Annotated in this window: 13 protein-coding genes; 12 read left to right on the forward strand and 1 reads right to left on the reverse strand. The window is 72.6% G+C overall.

Annotated features, from left to right (window positions below; all coding sequences use genetic code 11):
* Positions 1–69: 69 nt before the first annotated feature.
* The gene (locus ABFT23_RS20325) at positions 70–1125 is read right to left on the reverse strand and encodes a glycosyltransferase (RefSeq protein ID WP_347898523.1); all 1056 of its coding nucleotides are present in this window, start codon (positions 1123–1125) and stop codon (positions 70–72) included.
* Positions 1126–1373: 248 nt separating this feature from the next.
* Between ABFT23_RS20325 and ABFT23_RS20330 the strand changes: the two genes are divergently transcribed.
* The 12 genes from ABFT23_RS20330 to ABFT23_RS20385 all read left to right on the forward strand — a co-directional run bounded on the left by ABFT23_RS20330 (position 1374) and on the right by ABFT23_RS20385 (position 16689).
* Positions 1374–2873 (forward strand): sensor histidine kinase, encoded by a 1500-nt coding sequence (locus tag ABFT23_RS20330; RefSeq protein ID WP_347898525.1) that lies wholly within the window; start codon positions 1374–1376, stop codon positions 2871–2873.
* Between the two features lie 57 nt (positions 2874–2930).
* On the forward strand, positions 2931–4661 hold the full coding sequence (locus tag ABFT23_RS20335) for a methylmalonyl-CoA mutase family protein (RefSeq protein ID WP_347898527.1): 1731 nt from the start codon (positions 2931–2933) through the stop codon (positions 4659–4661).
* Complete coding sequence (gene scpA, locus ABFT23_RS20340) at positions 4658–6850, forward strand: methylmalonyl-CoA mutase (RefSeq protein ID WP_347898529.1); 2193 nt, start codon at positions 4658–4660, stop codon at positions 6848–6850. The genes ABFT23_RS20335 and scpA overlap by 4 nt, the downstream gene beginning before the upstream one ends.
* 94 nt (positions 6851–6944) lie before the next feature.
* Positions 6945–7952: a methylmalonyl Co-A mutase-associated GTPase MeaB gene (meaB, locus tag ABFT23_RS20345; RefSeq protein WP_347898530.1), complete on the forward strand. Its 1008-nt coding sequence runs from the start codon at positions 6945–6947 to the stop codon at positions 7950–7952.
* Positions 7953–7962: 10 nt separating this feature from the next.
* On the forward strand, positions 7963–9159 hold the full coding sequence (locus ABFT23_RS20350; RefSeq protein WP_347898532.1) for an amidohydrolase: 1197 nt from the start codon (positions 7963–7965) through the stop codon (positions 9157–9159).
* A 124-nt stretch (positions 9160–9283) separates the two neighbouring features.
* A complete protein-coding gene (locus ABFT23_RS20355) occupies positions 9284–9901 on the forward strand; it encodes a hypothetical protein (RefSeq protein ID WP_347898534.1) in 618 nt (205 codons plus the stop codon).
* Positions 9898–10902, forward strand: a complete 1005-nt coding sequence (locus ABFT23_RS20360) for a hypothetical protein (protein ID WP_347898536.1) — start codon at positions 9898–9900, stop codon at positions 10900–10902. Before ABFT23_RS20355 ends, ABFT23_RS20360 begins: the two co-directional genes overlap by 4 nt.
* Before the next feature lie 150 nt (positions 10903–11052).
* Positions 11053–12108, forward strand: a complete 1056-nt coding sequence (locus tag ABFT23_RS20365; protein WP_347898538.1) for a BMP family lipoprotein — start codon at positions 11053–11055, stop codon at positions 12106–12108.
* A gap of 96 nt (positions 12109–12204) precedes the next feature.
* Positions 12205–13752: an ABC transporter ATP-binding protein gene (locus ABFT23_RS20370; RefSeq protein ID WP_347898540.1), complete on the forward strand. Its 1548-nt coding sequence runs from the start codon at positions 12205–12207 to the stop codon at positions 13750–13752.
* Positions 13749–15008, forward strand: a complete 1260-nt coding sequence (locus ABFT23_RS20375; RefSeq protein ID WP_347898542.1) for an ABC transporter permease — start codon at positions 13749–13751, stop codon at positions 15006–15008. The genes ABFT23_RS20370 and ABFT23_RS20375 overlap by 4 nt, the downstream gene beginning before the upstream one ends.
* Positions 15005–16300: an ABC transporter permease gene (locus tag ABFT23_RS20380; RefSeq protein ID WP_347898544.1), complete on the forward strand. Its 1296-nt coding sequence runs from the start codon at positions 15005–15007 to the stop codon at positions 16298–16300. Before ABFT23_RS20375 ends, ABFT23_RS20380 begins: the two co-directional genes overlap by 4 nt.
* Positions 16300–16689, forward strand: a complete 390-nt coding sequence (locus ABFT23_RS20385) for a cytidine deaminase (RefSeq protein ID WP_347898546.1) — start codon at positions 16300–16302, stop codon at positions 16687–16689. The genes ABFT23_RS20380 and ABFT23_RS20385 overlap by 1 nt, the downstream gene beginning before the upstream one ends.
* The last annotated feature ends 4 nt before the right edge of the window (positions 16690–16693 follow it).

A 16693-nucleotide genomic window follows, 5' to 3' on the forward strand; every position in this document is an offset into this window, starting at 1 on the left:
GTGACGAGAGACATGTGACTTAGGTCCGGTTAGGACGACCTTAGTCGCGACTGGTCCTGGCGGCGGGGACTACCGGCGCGCCGTCGATCCCGTCAGGAGGTCGTAGTGGACGACGAGCTCGTCGACGGCGTCGGTCCAGGTGCGGGCGGAGGCGAGCTCGCGTCCGCGGGCGCCGAGGAGCCGGCGGTGCCGGTCGGCGACGACCGACTCGACCGCGCGACGGAACGCGCGCGGGTCGGCCGGGTCGTAGAGCAGCCCCGACTCCAGGTGCCGGACGACGTCCGGCGCGCCGCCGGCCCGGGGGGCGACCACGGGCACGGCGGCGGCCGAGGCCTCGCGCAGCGCGCTGCAGCACGTCTCGTGCTCACCGGGGTGCACGAGCACGTCGAGGGTCGGGACGGCGATCGTCAGGTCGCCGGTCGAGAGCGCCCCGGTCAGCCGGGCGCCGGGCAGGCGCGACTCGAGCCAGTCGCGCTGGGCCCCGGCGCCGATGATCACCGGACGCACGTGCGGCAGCGCGGCGAGCTCGGCGAGCCGCCGGACGCCGTGGCGCTTGTGCAGCCCGCCGACGTAGCCGACGACGACCTGGGGGCCCGCGGCGCTGCGCGCTCGCGACCACGAGTCGTGCAGCCACTGGTCGCGCAGCGCCGGCGTGAACGCCGCGGTGTCCACGCCGGGACGCCACAGACCGACGTCGGCGCCGAACTCGCCGAGCCGGTCGACCATCCACGGGGAGGTGACGAGCACCCGGTCGGCCCGGTCGGCCACGCGCGAGCGCCAGTAGTCGGCGCTCTGGTCGAGCACTGCCGACTGCTCGACGACGAGGGACGGCAGGCCCATCCGCTGGGTGTGCTTGAGCGCCTTGCGGCCGAGGGTGCCCGGGGAGGCGACGTGCACGAGGTCGGGGGAGAACTGCTCGAGCGCCGTGCGCACCTGCGGTCCGGTCGGCTCGAGCGGGCGCAGGCGCACCACCGTCGACGTCCGGTACGTCGTCAGGCCGGGACCGGGCGCGATGATCCGCACGGTGTGCCCGAGGTCGACGAGACGGTCGGCGACGGCCTTGAGGGTCGTCGTCGTCCCGTCGACCGCGGGGTAGAAGGTCTCGGTGACCAGGGCGATCCTCATGCCCCGAGGGTGATGACCGAACTCGACGGCCCCACCAGCCCCACGTGGCGCGCCGGTGAACATCACCGGGCCAGGGGCCACCGGCCCACCGCCGCGCGCGGGGTGCGGGACAGCCCGCTCGGGTCTTCCGTCGAGGCCCCCGATCGCTGACAATGCGGTAACCCGAGGTCGGACACGCATGGGGACGCCGGGCGACGAGGCTGCGACGAGGCGCGACGAGGTTGCGATGAGGTTGCGATGAGGCTGCGATGAGGCTGCCAGCGGGAACCGAGGGTCTGTGGGCCCTCACGGTCGAGCACTCGCCGGTCGGGATGACGCTGGTCAGCCCCGACGGCGTGCTCCTCTCGGCCAACCGCGCCCTGTGCGCGATGCTCGACCGCACCGAGGACGAGCTGGTCGGCTCCGACTTCAAGGAGCTCACGCACCCTGACGACCTCGCCCGCCACCTCATGCTCTACGACGCCACCCTGGCCGGCGAGCGCGACAGCTACCGGATCACCAAGCGGTGCGTCCGCTCCGACGGCTCGGTGCTGTGGGGCGACCTGTCGGTGGCGGTGGTCGCCGACGCCGGCGGGCCGCGCTACCTCATCGGCCAGATCCTCGACGTCACCCACGCCCGCGTGCAGCAGCAGCGCCTGGCCGAGGCGGTCGACCTGCTCGACAAGCAGCGCCGCCGCTCGCGGGCCATCCTCGACAGCGCCGACGTCGCCCTCCTGCTCATCGACAGCGAGGGCCGCTACCAGGACGGCAACAAGCGCTACCACGAGTTCGTCGCGATCGCCTCGCCCGGCGGCGACCACCAGCTGCCCGGTCGCCTCGGCACGACCTACGCCGCCGACGGCACCACCGCCCTCGACCACGACGACGTGCCGACGGTCCGGGCCGCCCGGGGCGAGGAGTTCGACGACGTCATCGTCTGGATCGGCGACGACCCGGCAGTGCGCCGCGCGCTGTCGGTCTCGGCACGCTCGGTGACCGCGGCCGACGGCTCGTTCGCCGGCGCCGCCCTGTCGTGCAGCGACATCACCGACCTGATGCTGGCGATGCAGGCGCGCGAGGACTTCCTGGCCACGGTGTCCCACGAGCTGCGCACCCCGCTGACGGCGGTGGTGGGCCACGTCGAGATGCTCCTCGACCGCGACGACGTCGCCGGCGACGTCCTGGCCAGCCTCGCCGTCGTGCAGCGCAGCACCACGCGGCTGCACCACCTCGTCGCCGACCTGCTCACCTCCGTCGACCAGCGCCGCGACGGACCCACGATCACCCTGGCGCCCGTCGACCTCGCCGCCATGGCGCGCGAGGTGGCGGAGGCCGAGCGCCCGGCGGCGCACCTGTGCGGCGTCGACCTCCACCTCGACGTCGGCGACCACCCGGTGGTCGCCCACGTCGACGCCGTCCGGGTCCGCCAAGTGCTCGACAACCTGCTGACCAATGCCGTGAAGTACACCGGGCACGGCGGGAACGTCGTCCTCGGGCTGCACGAGCACGGGCCCGACGTCGTGCTGTCGGTGGCCGACACCGGCATCGGCATCGGCCCCGACGACCTCGACCGGGTCTTCACCCCGTTCTTCCGCACGCGCGAGGCGCGCGACCGGGTCATCCCCGGCGTCGGGCTCGGCCTCGGCGTCGCCCGCTCGATCGTCGTCGCCCACGCCGGCACGATCGACGTCGACAGCACCCCCGGCGAGGGCACGACGGTTCGGGTGAGCCTGCCGCGCACCCGCGGGCAGCACGCGGCGACGCCCTGAGCCAGACAGGTCACACTCTGTGGCCCCCGTCTCAACGAGACTCCTAGGGTGCCGACCATGACGACCGACGAGGCTGCCGTCGAGGGCGGCCTGGACGAGCCCGGGCTCGAGCCGGAGCAGGGCTCGCTCGACCTGGCTCAGCCGGAGGACCGGCACACCCGCGCGGATTGGGAGCGCGAGGCCGCGAAGGTGCTCCGCAAGGCCCGCCGGATGGGCGACGACGACCCCGACGACCGGGTGTGGGCCGAGCTCACGCGCACCACGCTCGACGGGATCGCACTCCCGCCGCTGGGCACGCCCGACCTGCTCGACGACCTGCAGACCACGGGGCGGCCGACGCGTGCGGGCGAGTGGGACATCCGGTCCTTCTTCGGCGACGGCGACGGCGACGGCGACGCGCGCGGCCCGCAGGGACTCAACGAGGAGGTCCTCGTTGACCTCGAGGGCGGCGTCACCTCGATCTGGCTCGAGTGCGGGCCCGAGACCGACTTCGCGACCGTGCTCGACGGCGTCCTGCTCGACCTCGCGCCCGTCGTCCTGCAGCCGGTGGGCGACCCGCTCGCCACGGCGCAGGCGTTCCTGGCCTGGGCCGGCGACCGCGAGCTGCACCCGGCCACGCAGCTCGGCCTGCCCGCCGACGCGGCACCGCACGACGCCACCGGGGTTCTCACCCACGTCGTCGACGCGACCACGGTCCACGACCGGGGCGCCTCCGACGCCCAGGAGCTCGGCTGGGCGATGGCCCGGGCGGCGTCCTACCTCCGGACGGCCACCGCGGCCGGGCTCTCCGTCGCCGACGCGGCCGGTCGGCTCGAGTTCCGGCTGGCCGTCACCGACGAGCAGTTCACGAGCATCGCCAAGCTGCGTGCGGCCCGTCGCCTGTGGGCGCGCATGCAGGAGCTGTCGGGCGGCGAGCCGGTCGAGATGCGCCTGCACGCCGTCACCAGCCGGCCGATGATGACGCGCTACGACCCGTGGGTGAACATGCTCCGCACCACGGTCGCGGCGTTCGCGGCCGGCGTCGGCGGGGCCGACTCGGTGACCGTGCTGCCCTTCGACGCCGCGCTCGGCCGTCCCGACGTCCTCGGGCGCCGCATCGCCCGCAACACCTCGCACCTGCTGATCAGCGAGTCGCACGTCGCTCGCGTCACCGACCCGGCCGGCGGTTCCTACGCCGTCGAACGGCTCACCGACGACCTCGCCGTTGCCGCCTGGGCCGTCCTCGGCGAGCTCGAGGACGGCGGCGACGGCGCGGCCTGGGAGGCCGCCGTCGCCGACGTCGTCGCGGCGCGCGAGCAGCAGGTCGCCACGCGCCGGCGCCCGCTGACGGGGCTCAGCGAGTTCCCGAACCTGGCCGAGACGTTGCCCGAGCGCACCGGCGCCGGCCTGGGCGTGCGCTCCTACGGCGCGAGCTTCGAGGCGATGCGCGACACCCCGCCCGCGGCGCACGTCTTCCTGGCCACCCTCGGCCCGGTCGCCCAGCACACCGCGCGCGCCACGTTCGCCACCAACCTCCTCGCCGCCGGCGGGGTCGCGGTCGACGTCGCAGGCCCGACGTCCGGCGTCGACGACCTCGTGGCGGCTTTCGACGGGCAGGCTGTCGTGTGCCTGGCCGGCGCCGACAAGGCCTACACCGAGTGGGGCGAGGCCGCGGCCGCCGCCCTGCGCGAGGCGGGCGCGACGCGTGTCGTCGTCGCCGGCAAGGCCACCGACTACACCGACGACGCGTGTGCGACAGGCGTCGACGCGCTCGCGTTCCTGACCCGCACGAGAGAGGCCCTCCGATGAGCGGCGTTCCGCAGTCCTTCTCGGGTCTCGACCTCGGCGCCAGGGGAGCGGGTCCAGCGAGCCCCGAGACGCCGAGGACCGACGTCGAGCCGTGGGCGAGCCCCGAGGGCATCGACGTCCTGCCCGTCTACGGCCCCGAGCACCTCGAGGGCCTCGACGCGCTCGACACCTGGCCCGGGCTCAGCCCGTTCCTGCGCGGGCCGTACCCGACGATGTACACGACCCAGCCGTGGACGGTGCGCCAGTACGCCGGCTTCTCGACCGCCGAGGAGTCCAACGCCTTCTACCGCCGCAACCTCGCGGCCGGGCAGAAGGGCCTCTCGGTCGCCTTCGACCTGGCCACCCACCGCGGCTACGACTCCGACCACCCGCGGGTGCGCGGCGACGTCGGCATGGCCGGCGTGGCGATCGACTCGATCTACGACACCCGCACGCTCTTCGACGGCATCCCGCTCGACGAGATGTCGGTGTCGATGACCATGAACGGCGCCGTGCTGCCGGTGCTCGCGCTCTACATCGCCGCGGCCGAGGAGCAGGGGGTCAAGCCGGAACAGCTCGCGGGGACCATCCAGAACGACATCCTCAAGGAGTTCATGGTCCGCAACACCTACATCTACCCGCCGGCGCCGTCGATGCGGATCATCTCCGACATCTTCAGCTACACCTCGGCGAGGATGCCGCGCTTCAACTCGATCTCCATCTCCGGCTACCACATCCAGGAGGCCGGGGCGACCAACGACCTCGAGCTCGCCTACACGCTGGCCGACGGCGTCGAGTACATCCGCGCCGGGCTCGAGACCGGCATGACGATCGACCAGTTCGCCCCACGGCTGAGCTTCTTCTGGGCCATCGGCATGAACACGTTCATGGAGATCGCCAAGATGCGCGCGGCCCGCGCGCTCTGGTCGCGGCTGGTGCGCCAGTTCGACCCGCAGAACCCCAAGTCGCTGTCGCTGCGCACCCACTCGCAGACCTCCGGCTGGTCGCTCACCGCGCAGGACGTCTTCAACAACGTGGGCCGCACCGCGATCGAGGCCATGGCGGCCACCCAGGGGCACACGCAGAGCCTGCACACCAACGCCCTCGACGAGGCCATCGCCCTGCCCACCGACTTCTCGGCCCGCATCGCGCGCAACACCCAGCTCCTGCTGCAGCAGGAGAGCGGCACCACCGGGACCATCGACCCGTGGGCCGGCTCCTACTACGTCGAGCGCCTCACCCACGACCTCGCCGAGCGCGCCTGGGCGCACATCCAGGAGGCCGAGCAGGCCGGCGGCATGGCGAAGGCCATCGAGCAGGGCATCCCCAAGATACGCATCGAGGAGGCCGCCGCCCGCACGCAGGCCCGCATCGACTCGGGCCAGCAGCGCGTCATCGGCGTCAACACGTTCCGCCTCGCCGCCGAGGACAAGCTCGACGTGCTCAAGGTCGACAACGACGACGTCTACCGCCAGCAGGTCGCCAAGCTCGAGCGGCTGCGCGCCGAGCGCGACGACGACGACGTGCGGAGCGCCCTCGAGGCACTCACGAACAGCGCCGAGCGGGGCGCGGCCAAAGGCTCGCTCGACGGCAACCTGCTCGCGCTCGCCGTCGACGCCGCCCGCGCCAAGGCGACCGTCGGCGAGATCTCCGACGCGCTCGAGAAGGTCTACGGCCGCCACCAGGCGGTGATCCGTACGATCTCCGGCGTGTACCGCGACGAGTCCCTGAACGCCGAGGGGGCCGGCGGCGGAACGCTGCTCCAGCAGGTGCTGGCCGCCACCGCCGAGTTCGAGGAGGCCGAAGGACGCCGTCCGCGCATCCTGGTCGCGAAGATGGGTCAGGACGGCCACGACCGCGGCCAGAAGGTGATCGTCTCAGCGTTCGCCGACATGGGCTTCGACGTCGACGTCGGGCCGCTGTTCTCCACGCCCGAGGAGGTCGCCCAGCAGGCGGTCGACGCCGACGTGCACATCGTCGGCGTCAGCTCGCTCGCGGCCGGCCACCTCGCGCTGCTCCCGGCGCTGAAGCAGGCGCTGGAGGAGCAGGGGCGCGGCGACATCATGACGGTCATCGGCGGCGTCATCCCGCCCGACGACGTCCCGACGCTGCAGGAGATGGGGGCCGCCGCGGTGTTCCTGCCCGGCACCGTCATCGCCGAGTCGGCCCTCGACCTGCTCGCCAAGCTGCGCGACCAGCTGGGTCACTGATGGACGGGGTCTCGAGGCTCGCTGCGCTCGCACCTCGACCGCCGTCCACGCTGGTCGAGGTGCGAGGAGCGCCAGCGACGAGCCTCGAGACCTCGTGACCCCCGACGTCGACGCGCTGGTCGCCGGCATCCGGGAGGGACGACGGGCCCAGGTCGCCCAGGCGATCACGCTGGTCGAGTCGGGCAAGCCAGAGCGGCGGGCGCTCGCGCGTGAGCTGATGCTGCGCCTCGACGGCAGCGACCGGACCGACGACCGCGGTGGTGCCGGGGTCACCAGCCCCGCCGTCCGCGTCGGCATCAGCGGCGTGCCCGGCGTCGGCAAGTCGACGTTCATCGAGGCGCTCGGCTCACGGCTGACGGCGTCCGGTCATCGCGTCGGCGTGCTCGCCGTCGACCCGTCGTCGGTGCGCACCGGCGGCTCGGTGCTCGGCGACAAGACGCGCATGGCGCGGCTGTCGGCCGACCCGGCCGCCTACATCCGACCCAGCCCGAGCGCCGGCACGCTCGGCGGGGTCGCGCGCGCCACGGTGCAGGCCATGGCGGTGCTCGAGGCCGCCGGCTACGACGTCGTGCTCGTCGAGACGGTCGGCGTCGGGCAGAGCGAGGTCACCGTCGCCGGCATGGTCGACACCTTCGTGTTCCTCACCCTCGCCCGCACCGGCGACCAGCTGCAGGGCATCAAGAAGGGCATCCTCGAGATCGCCGACGTCGTCGCGGTCAACAAGGCCGACGGCGACCACGAGGTCGAGGCCAGGGCCGCCGCCCGCGAGCTGGCCGGCGCGCTGCGCCTCGTGCGCGGGCCCGGCGAGTGGGCGCCGCCCGTCGTCACCTGCTCGGCCCTGCACGACCTGCGCGTCGACGACGTCTGGGACCGCGTGCACGCCCACCGCGACCACCTCGGCGCCGACGGGCTGGCCCGCAAGCGGGCCGAGCAGCAGCTCGACTTCACCTGGGCGCTGGTGCGCGACGAGCTCGACCAGCGCCTGCGGCACTCGCCCGGCGTCCGCGCCATCCGCGACGACGTCCGCGCCGAGGTGTTGGCCGGCGACCTGCCGGCCACGGTCGCCGCCGACCGCCTGCTCGCCGCCTACGACGACGAGTAACCTCGATCGGGTGCTGGACCCCTCTGCCCTGATCGCCGACGTCGTCGCCAAGTACGACGCCGAGCTCGTCGACCTGCGGCGCGACCTGCACGCCCACCCCGAGCTGTCGTGGCAGGAGGCCCGCACCACCGAGCTGGTCGGTCACCGGCTCGAGGCGGCCGGCTGGCGGGTCACCTACCCGACGCCGACCGGCGTCGTGGCCGAGATCGGCGCCGCCGAGGGCGACGTGGTCGCCGTCCGGGCCGACATCGACGCCCTGCCGGTGCAGGACGTCTCGGGCGAGCCGTTCACCAGCACGGTGCCCGGCGTCGCCCACGCCTGCGGCCACGACGTGCACACCAGCTGCCTCGTCGGGGCCGGGCTCGCCCTCGGTGAGCTGCACGAGCGTGGCGAGCTCGACGGCCGCGTGCGCCTGCTCTTCCAGCCGGCCGAGGAGGTCATGCCGGGCGGGGCCAAGCAGCTCGTCGCCGACGGCCACCTCGACGACGTCCGGCGCATCTTCGCCCTGCACTGCGACCCCGCCGTCGACGTCGGACGGGTGGGGCTGCGCTCCGGTCCCCTCACCAGTGCCGCCGACAAGATCGAGGTGCACCTCGAGGGCACGGGCGGCCACACCTCGCGCCCGCACCTGACCGGCGACCTGACCTTCGCCCTGGCCAAGGTGACCAGCGAGCTGCCCGCCGTGCTGAGCCGTCGCATGGACCCCCGCGCCGGCGTGAGCGTGGTGTGGGGCGTCGTGCGGGCCGGCTCGGCGCCGAACGTCATCCCCGACCGCGGCATGGTCGGCGGCACCGTGCGCATCCTCGACGCCGTCGCGTGGGCCGGGTGCGAGCCGATCATCCGCGAGGCGGTGCACGACATCGTGCGGCCCTACGGGGTCACCGCGACCGTCGACTACCTCCAGGGCGTGCCGCCGGTCGTCAACGACCCCGGCTCCAACGCCATCCTCGCGGCGGCCGCCCGCGCCGTCCTGGGCGGCTCGGGCCAGGTGAGCGTGCCGCAGAGCCTCGGGGGAGAGGACTTCGGCTGGTACGTCGACCAGGTCCCGGGCTCGATGTTCCGGCTCGGCACCCGCACCCCGGGCGGCCCCACCTACGACCTGCACCAGGGCAACCTGCGCGTCGACGAGCGCGCCGTCGGCATCGGGGCCCGGATGCTGGCCGAGGCGGCCGTCCGGGCCGTCGGGCAGGGCTCCGGCGGTTCCTGAGCCGTTCTGGGCCGGCCGCCGGGTTCGGGAAAATGCGGGGTGACCTGGCAGGGTTTGGCTCGTTGACCTTTCGGGTAGGGACGCAGGCGTCGCCCAACCCGTCGGCCGGGGACGAGGAGAAGTCGTGCTGAGGAACAGGACCGGAGCCGTCGTGCTCCTGACCGCGTGCGTCCTCTCCGCCTGCGGCGGCGCCACGGAGCCCGACGGGCCGGCGCCCACGATCGGTGGCGACCCGGCGTCGTCCACGCCGAGCGAGACCCCGACGCCGTCCGAGGCCCCGACCGCCGCGGGCGACCCCGGCGAGGCCGACTCGACCGGCAACGACGTCTACGCCCGCGACATCGTCGCCGAGACCCCCGACCAGCAGGCCGTGGCCGACGCCTGGGTCGCCTACTGGGCCGTCCGTTCGGCCTCCTACGGCGCGGCCGAGGTCAGCCCCGACCTCGGCACGGTGGCCACCGGCAGCGCCGCCACCGAGGTCATCGACTACGTCGCCATGCTCGCCTCGAAGAAGTGGCGCACCGAGGGCGACCTCATCATCGACGTCTCGAGCGTCGAGGTCGACGGCGACAGCGCGCAGCTGGTCAGCTGCATGGAGAACGGCACCGTCGACCGCGACGCCGCGGGCGATCCCGTCGAGCCCCTCGTCCCCTACTACGACACCACCGCCACGCTCGTCCGCTCCGACGACGCCTGGCGGGTCTCGGACATCGATCTCACCACCGGAGGAACCTGCTCATGACCCGACGGACCCGCATGCTCGCCCGCGTCGCAGCCGGGCTGCTCCTGGGCGGCGGCGCCGTCCTGGCCCTCGCCGGACCCGCCACGGCCGGCGTCGGCGGAGGCAGCGGCGCCAGCTGCTCCGGCAGCTCGTGCACGGTCAGCGTCACCTTCTCAGGCACCGCCGCCCCGCCCGCCGGGTCACCGAAGGCGGCCGCCACGGTGCCGCCCGACTGCTGGTACGAGCGCTTCGCCAGCCCGCAGGAGTTCCTCGACAAGTACCACGACGTGGTCGACGGCGGTCACTTCAGCGGCATCCAGGCCATGGCCTCGTGGGGCACGCTCAAGGAGATCGAGGAAGCGGCCGCCGACCCGGCCAAGGCCGACTGGTCGTGGTACATGATGAACTGCCGCGACGGGATCAACCCGCTCGACGACCCCATCGCCAGCGACTACGGCCGCGGCCAGACCGGTGGTGGCGGCTTCACCATGAACCTGCTCTCGCTGCTGCTCCCGCCGGGCCAGAACCCGCCCCCGCCGCCGGTCGACGTCGAGACCCTGCGCGACGCCGCTCGCGAGGCGATGACCATCCCCGACCCCACCGTCGACCACAACCCGCAGATCCAGGGCACCGGGGGCGCCACCTTCGTCAACCTGCCCACCTACTTCTCCGCCGGCACCGGCTACGCCGACACCTTCGACATCACCGCCGCCGTCGGCCCGGTCTCGGCGACCGTCGTCGCCGCCCAGCCGCGCTGGACGCTGAGCTCGCCGGCCGGCACGGTGGCGTGCACCCAGCAGCAGATGACCACCGCGCTGTCGGCCTCGACGGCCAACCCGTGCGCGCTCACGTTCACCCGCCGCTCGGCCGGCATGCCGGTCGACCTCATCTCGACCTGGCAGACGAGCTGGTCCGGCGTGCCCGAGCCGGCCGGCCCGATCGCGCTCGACACCATCTCCTCGACGTCGCAGACCGTGGTGCCGGTGATCGAGAACAACACGATCGTGACCGAGGTCGACTGAGTCGGTCCGATGACCCCGGGCCCTCGGGAGTAACCGCTGGGTAACGGTTTGCGTCCCGGGGCCGGGTTCGGTGACGTCCCCCGACCCTGACGGCTAGAGTCCCGCACGAATTCGCTCGCGCCCGGCGAGCAAGGTGCAGGAGGGTCACACATGAAGAAGTTCGTCCGCTCAGCGGTCGTCGTGAGCGTGCTCGGGCTGGCGGTGAGCGCCTGTGGCGACGCCCCCGACGAGAACGAGGAGTCGAGCGGCGGCGAGAAGTTCGAGGCGTGCATGGTGCTCGACGTCGGCGGTGTCGACGACAAGTCCTTCAACCAGTCCGCCTACCAGGGCATGGAGGAGGCGGCCGAGGAGAACCCCGACATCGAGATCTCCTACCTCGCCTCGCAGGGTGACGCCGACTACGCGCCCAACCTCGCCAACAGCGTGAGCAAGGGCTGCGACGCCATCATCTCGGTCGGCGGCCTGCTCTCCGACGCCACCGCCACCGCGGCCTCGGAGAACCCCGACGCCCAGTTCGCCATCGTCGACGCGCCGTCCGGTGCCGACAACGTCTACGGCATCACCTTCAAGTCCGAGCAGGGCGGCTTCCTCGCGGGCTACGTGGCCGCGTCGCTGTCCGAGACCGGCAAGGTCGGCACCTGGGGCGGCATCAACGTCGGCACCCCCGTGACCGCTTACATGGACGGCTTCCAGCAGGGTGCCGAGTACTACGGCGAGCAGAAGGGCTCGCCGATCGAGGTCCTCGGTTGGAACGGCAAGGACGGCGCCTTCGCCAACTCCTTCACCGACACCGCCGCGGGTGCCAGCACCACGCAGGCGCTGGTCCAGCAGGGCGCCGACGTCATCTTCCCGGTCGCCGGTGGCGCCGGTGGCGGCGCGTTCGACGTCGCCCAGGACGAGGGCGGCGCGGTCAAGGTCATCTGGGTCGACTTCCCGGGCTGCGACTACTACCCCGACGACTGCCAGTACATCCCCACGTCCGCGCTGAAGGCCATCCCGGCCAACGTCAAGGACTACCTGCTCAAGTCGGCCGACGGCGACGTCCCGACCGGCACCTACGAGGGCACCCTCGAGAACGACGGCGTCGGCATCGACGACTTCAACGACTTCGACTCCGTCATCACCGACGAGACCAAGTCCGAGCTCGACGACATCCGGGAGCAGATCATCTCGGGTGACATCGCGATCACCGTCAACGGCGGCTGACGCTCACCCTGGCTCTCACCTAACCTGGCAGGCGCCGGAACGGTTCTCCGTCCGGCGCCTGCCCGGTGTCTGGCACGTCCTAGCGGGGAGTTCCCTTTGCATCTCGAGCTGCGCGGCATCACCAAGAAGTTCGGTGACTTCGTCGCCAACGACGACATCCACCTGACCATCGAGCCCGGTGAGGTGCACGCCCTCCTGGGCGAGAACGGCGCCGGCAAGAGCACGCTGATGAACGTGCTCTACGGCCTCTACCAGCCCGACGGCGGCCAGATCCTCGTCGACGGCGAGCCGGTGAGCTTCAGCGGCCCCAACGACGCGATGGCCGCGGGCATCGGCATGGTGCACCAGCACTTCATGCTGGTGCCGGTCTTCACCGTCGCCGAGAACCTGATGCTCGGTCACGAGCAGACCCGGCGCCGGCTGCTCGACCGCAAGGCCGCTCGACGCACCGTCGAGGAGGTCTCCCAGCGGTTCGGGCTCGAGGTCAAGCCCGACGCCCTGGTCGAGACCCTCCCGGTCGGCGTCCGGCAGCGGGTCGAGATCCTCAAGGCCCTCGCGCGCGACGCCAAGGTGCTGGTGCTCGACGAGCCCACCGCGGTGCTCACGCCCCAGGAGATCGAGTCGCTGATCGAGGTGATGCGCGGCCTCAAGGAGGCTGGCACCGCGATCGTGATCATCACCCACAAGCTCAAGGAGGTCCGGGCGATCGCCGACCGGGTCACCGTCATCCGGCGCGGCAAGGTGGTCGGCGAGACGACGCCCGACGCCTCCGAGGAGGAGCTCGCCGCGCTCATGGTCGGCCGGCCGGTCAAGCTCGAGGTCGACCGCGCCGTGGCCGAGCCCGGCGAGGTCGTCATGTCCACCGACGACGTCACGCTGCTCGACACCGACGGCACGGTGCTGGTCGACGGCGTGAGCCTCGACGTCCGCCGCGGTGAGGTCGTCGGCATCGCCGGCGTCCAGGGCAACGGTCAGACCGAGCTCACCGAGCTGCTCGTCGGCCTGCGCACCCCCACCAGTGGCACCATCACGATGACCGGCGAGGACGTCACCAAGCTCGGTGTCGCCGGCGTGCTCGACCGCGGCCTCGGCTACGCCCCCGAGGATCGCCAGCACGACGGCATCATCGCCGGGTTCTCCGTCGCCGAGAACCTCGTGCTCGACGTGTTCGACAAGAAGCCCTACCGCCGCGGCCCGTCGCTCGACTTCGGCGCCATCGGCGCCAACGCCACCGAGCGGGTCGCCGAGTTCGACATCCGCACCCGCTCGATCCACACCCCGGCCGGGGCCCTCAGCGGTGGCAACCAGCAGAAGGTGGTGCTGGCGCGCGAGATGTCGCGCCCGCTCGACGTCCTGGTGCTCGCCCAGCCCACCCGCGGCCTCGACGTCGGCTCGATCGAGTTCGTGCACCGCCGGGTCGTCGAGGCCCGCGACGGCGGCACCGGCGTCGTCCTGGTCTCGTCCGAGCTCGACGAGGTGCTCGGCCTGTGCGACCGCATCCTCGTCATGTACCGCGGCCGCATCGCCGGCGAGTTCGCCTCGGGCGTGAGCGCCGACGAGCTGGGCCTCGCGATGCTCGGGGCCGCGCCCGAGGCGCTGCCGTCGGCCGTCGCCGTCCCGGAGACCAAGGAGGAGGCGTCGTGACGACGTCGTCGGAGAAGACGCCCGAGCCGAAGGCTCCCGAGCCCGACCCGCAGACGGTGACGACGAGCGGCCCGTCGCGCTGGGTCGAGATGGGGCGCTCGATCCTCACCGCCGTGCTGTCGGTCTTCACCGCGATCCTCATCGGCGGCGTGCTCATCGCGGCCACCGACCAAGACGTCCGCGACGCGTCGTCCTACGTGTTCGCGCGACCGCAGGACATGCTCGGCGAGGCGTGGCGGGCGGTCAGCGAGGCCTACCTCTGGCTCTTCCGCGGCGCGTTCTACGACCCCACGCAGGCCGAGACCACCCGCGGTGCCCTCACCCCGATCTCCGAGACCCTCGTCTACGCGACCCCGGTCATCCTGACCGGCCTGGCCGTGGCGCTGGCCTTCCGCACCGGCATGTTCAACATCGGCGCCCAGGGCCAGATGATCATGGGCGCCGCGCTCGCCGGCTTCATCGGCTTCCACTACAACCTGCCCCCGGGCATCCACGTGGCGCTGGCCGTCGTCGGCGGTGCGCTCGGTGGCGCCCTCTACGGCGCGGTCGCCGGCATCCTCAAGGCGACCACCGGCGCCCACGAGGTGATCGTCACGATCATGCTCAACTTCATCGCGCTGAGGTTCCTCGGCTTCCTGCTCAGCACCGAGGGCTTCCAGGCGCCGCCCTACACCGAGCGCAAGTCGCTCACGGTCGCCGACGACGCCCGCCTGCCCCACCTGTTCGGCTTCCTCACCGAGGGTCTGCGCGCCAGCTGGGGCGTGCTCATCGCCCTCGCCGCCGCGCTCGTCGTCTGGTGGGTGCTCGAGCGCAGCACCCTCGGGTTCCGCCTGCGCGCCGTCGGCGAGAACCCCGACGCCGCCCGCACCGCCGGCATCTCCGCCGGCTGGGCGTACATCGCCGCCATGACCGGCGCCGGCATGCTCGCCGGCCTGGCCGGGGCCGCCCAGGTGCTCGGCACCAGCTCCTACATCACCAGCACGATCGACAACGGCGCCGGCTTCGACGGCATCACCGCCGCGCTCCTCGGCCGGGGCAAACCCCTGGGCGTCATCGCCGCGGGGCTCCTCTTCGGCGCGTTGCGCTCCGGCGGTCAGCGCATGTCGGCGATGACCGGCACCCCGGTCGACATCGTCGTCGTGGTGCAGGCCCTCACCGTGCTGTTCATCGCGGCACCGGCCCTGATCCAGGGCCTCTACCGGGTCCGGACGTCGTCCGGCCTCGGGCAGACCACCGGCGGGAAGGGCCTGGCATGAGCCGCGACGCAGAAGAGCTGGTCGATCTCGAGGTCGTCCCCGAGGTCGTCGCCCGACCCAAGCGCGGCACCGGCATCACGTGCGCCGTCGTGGGCGTCGCGGTCCTCGCCCTGCTCGTGCTCGGTGCCGGCGACGCCGACTCCGTCGGGCTCAAGCTGAGCGACCCCGACGACGCCGTCAGCGTGCCGGTCATCCAGATGCCGGTGCTGCTGGCCGCCGTCCTGTTCGGGCTGCTGCCGGCCGTCCTCGGCGGCGTGCTCGCCGCGCGCCCCGCGCCCGTGTGGCTCGAGCGGTTGGCGATCGCCGCGGCCGTCGTCGGCGGCATCCTCGGCTTCATCGTGTGGGCCGGCAGCGTGAAGGACGGCACGACGGTCGACATCACCGGCCTGCTGTCGAACACCCTGTTCCTCGCCGTGCCGCTGGTGCTCGGTGCGATGGCCGGCGTGATCTCCGAGCGCTCCGGCGTCATCAACCTGGCCATCGAGGGCCAGATGCTGGGAGCGGCCTTCTTCTCGGCCATGATCGCCACCGTGGCGGGCAGCCTCGTCATGGGCCTGCTCGGCGGCCTGATCGCCGGCGCCCTGGTCGGCGCCCTCCTGGCGGTCTTCTCGATCCGTTACCAGGTCGACCAGGTCGTGCTGGGCGTCGTGCTCAACCTGTTCGTCATCGGCCTCACGACCTACCTCTACTCCTCGGTCATGCAGCGCGACGCCGAGAAGTTCAACAACCCGCCGGTCTTCCAGGCCATCGAGCTGCCGGTGCTCTCGAAGATCCCGGTGCTCGGTCCGCTGTTCTTCGCCCAGAACCTGATGTTCTACCTCGCGATCGTGGTCGTGGTCGTCACCCACGTGATGCTCTACCACTCGCGCTGGGGCCTGCGCACCCGAGCCGTGGGCGAGCACCCGCGCGCCGCCGACACCGTCGGGGTCGAGGTCAACCGGCTGCGATTCCGCAACTGCCTGATCGCCGGTGCCGTCGGCGGCCTGGCGGGTGCCTTCCTCACCATCGGCTCGCTCGGCGAGTTCGGCGCCCAGATGACGGCCGGCAAGGGCTACATCGCGCTCGCCGCGGTGATCTTCGGCCGCTGGACGCCGTTCGGGGCCACGATGGCCGCCATCCTGTTCTCGTTCGCGACCTCGATCAAGACGCTGCTCTCGATCATCGGCTCGCCCGTCACCATCCCGGGCGACTTCCTCGAGATGCTGCCCTACGTCGTCACCATCGTGCTGGTGGCCGGCGTGGTCGGCCGCGTGCGGGCGCCCGCCGCCGACGGCGTCCCCTACGAGAAGTGATGACCGACGAGACCTGGTCGACGCTGAAGGCGGCGGCCGACGACATCGCGACCCGGGCCTACGCGCCCTACAGCCGCTTCCACGTCGGCGCCGCCGCGCTGGTCGACGACGGCCGCGTCGTCGTCGGCTGCAACGTCGAGAACGCGGCCTACGGCGTCACGCTGTGCGCCGAGTGCGGGCTGGTGTCGTCGCTGCACGCCACCGGCGGCGGACGCCTGACCCACTTCGTGTGCGTCAACGGCGACGGCGACGTCATCATGCCGTGCGGTCGGTGCCGGCAGCTGCTGTGGGAGAACGGCGGCCCCGGGCTGCTCGTGCAGACCCCGACCGGCGTCCTGCGCATGGACGCCGTGCTGCCGCAGGCGTTCGGCCCCGACGACCTCGGCTAGTCGT

Source organism: Nocardioides secundeburneus (genome assembly GCF_039939255.1).
Classification (GTDB): Bacteria; Actinomycetota; Actinomycetes; order Propionibacteriales; family Nocardioidaceae; genus Nocardioides.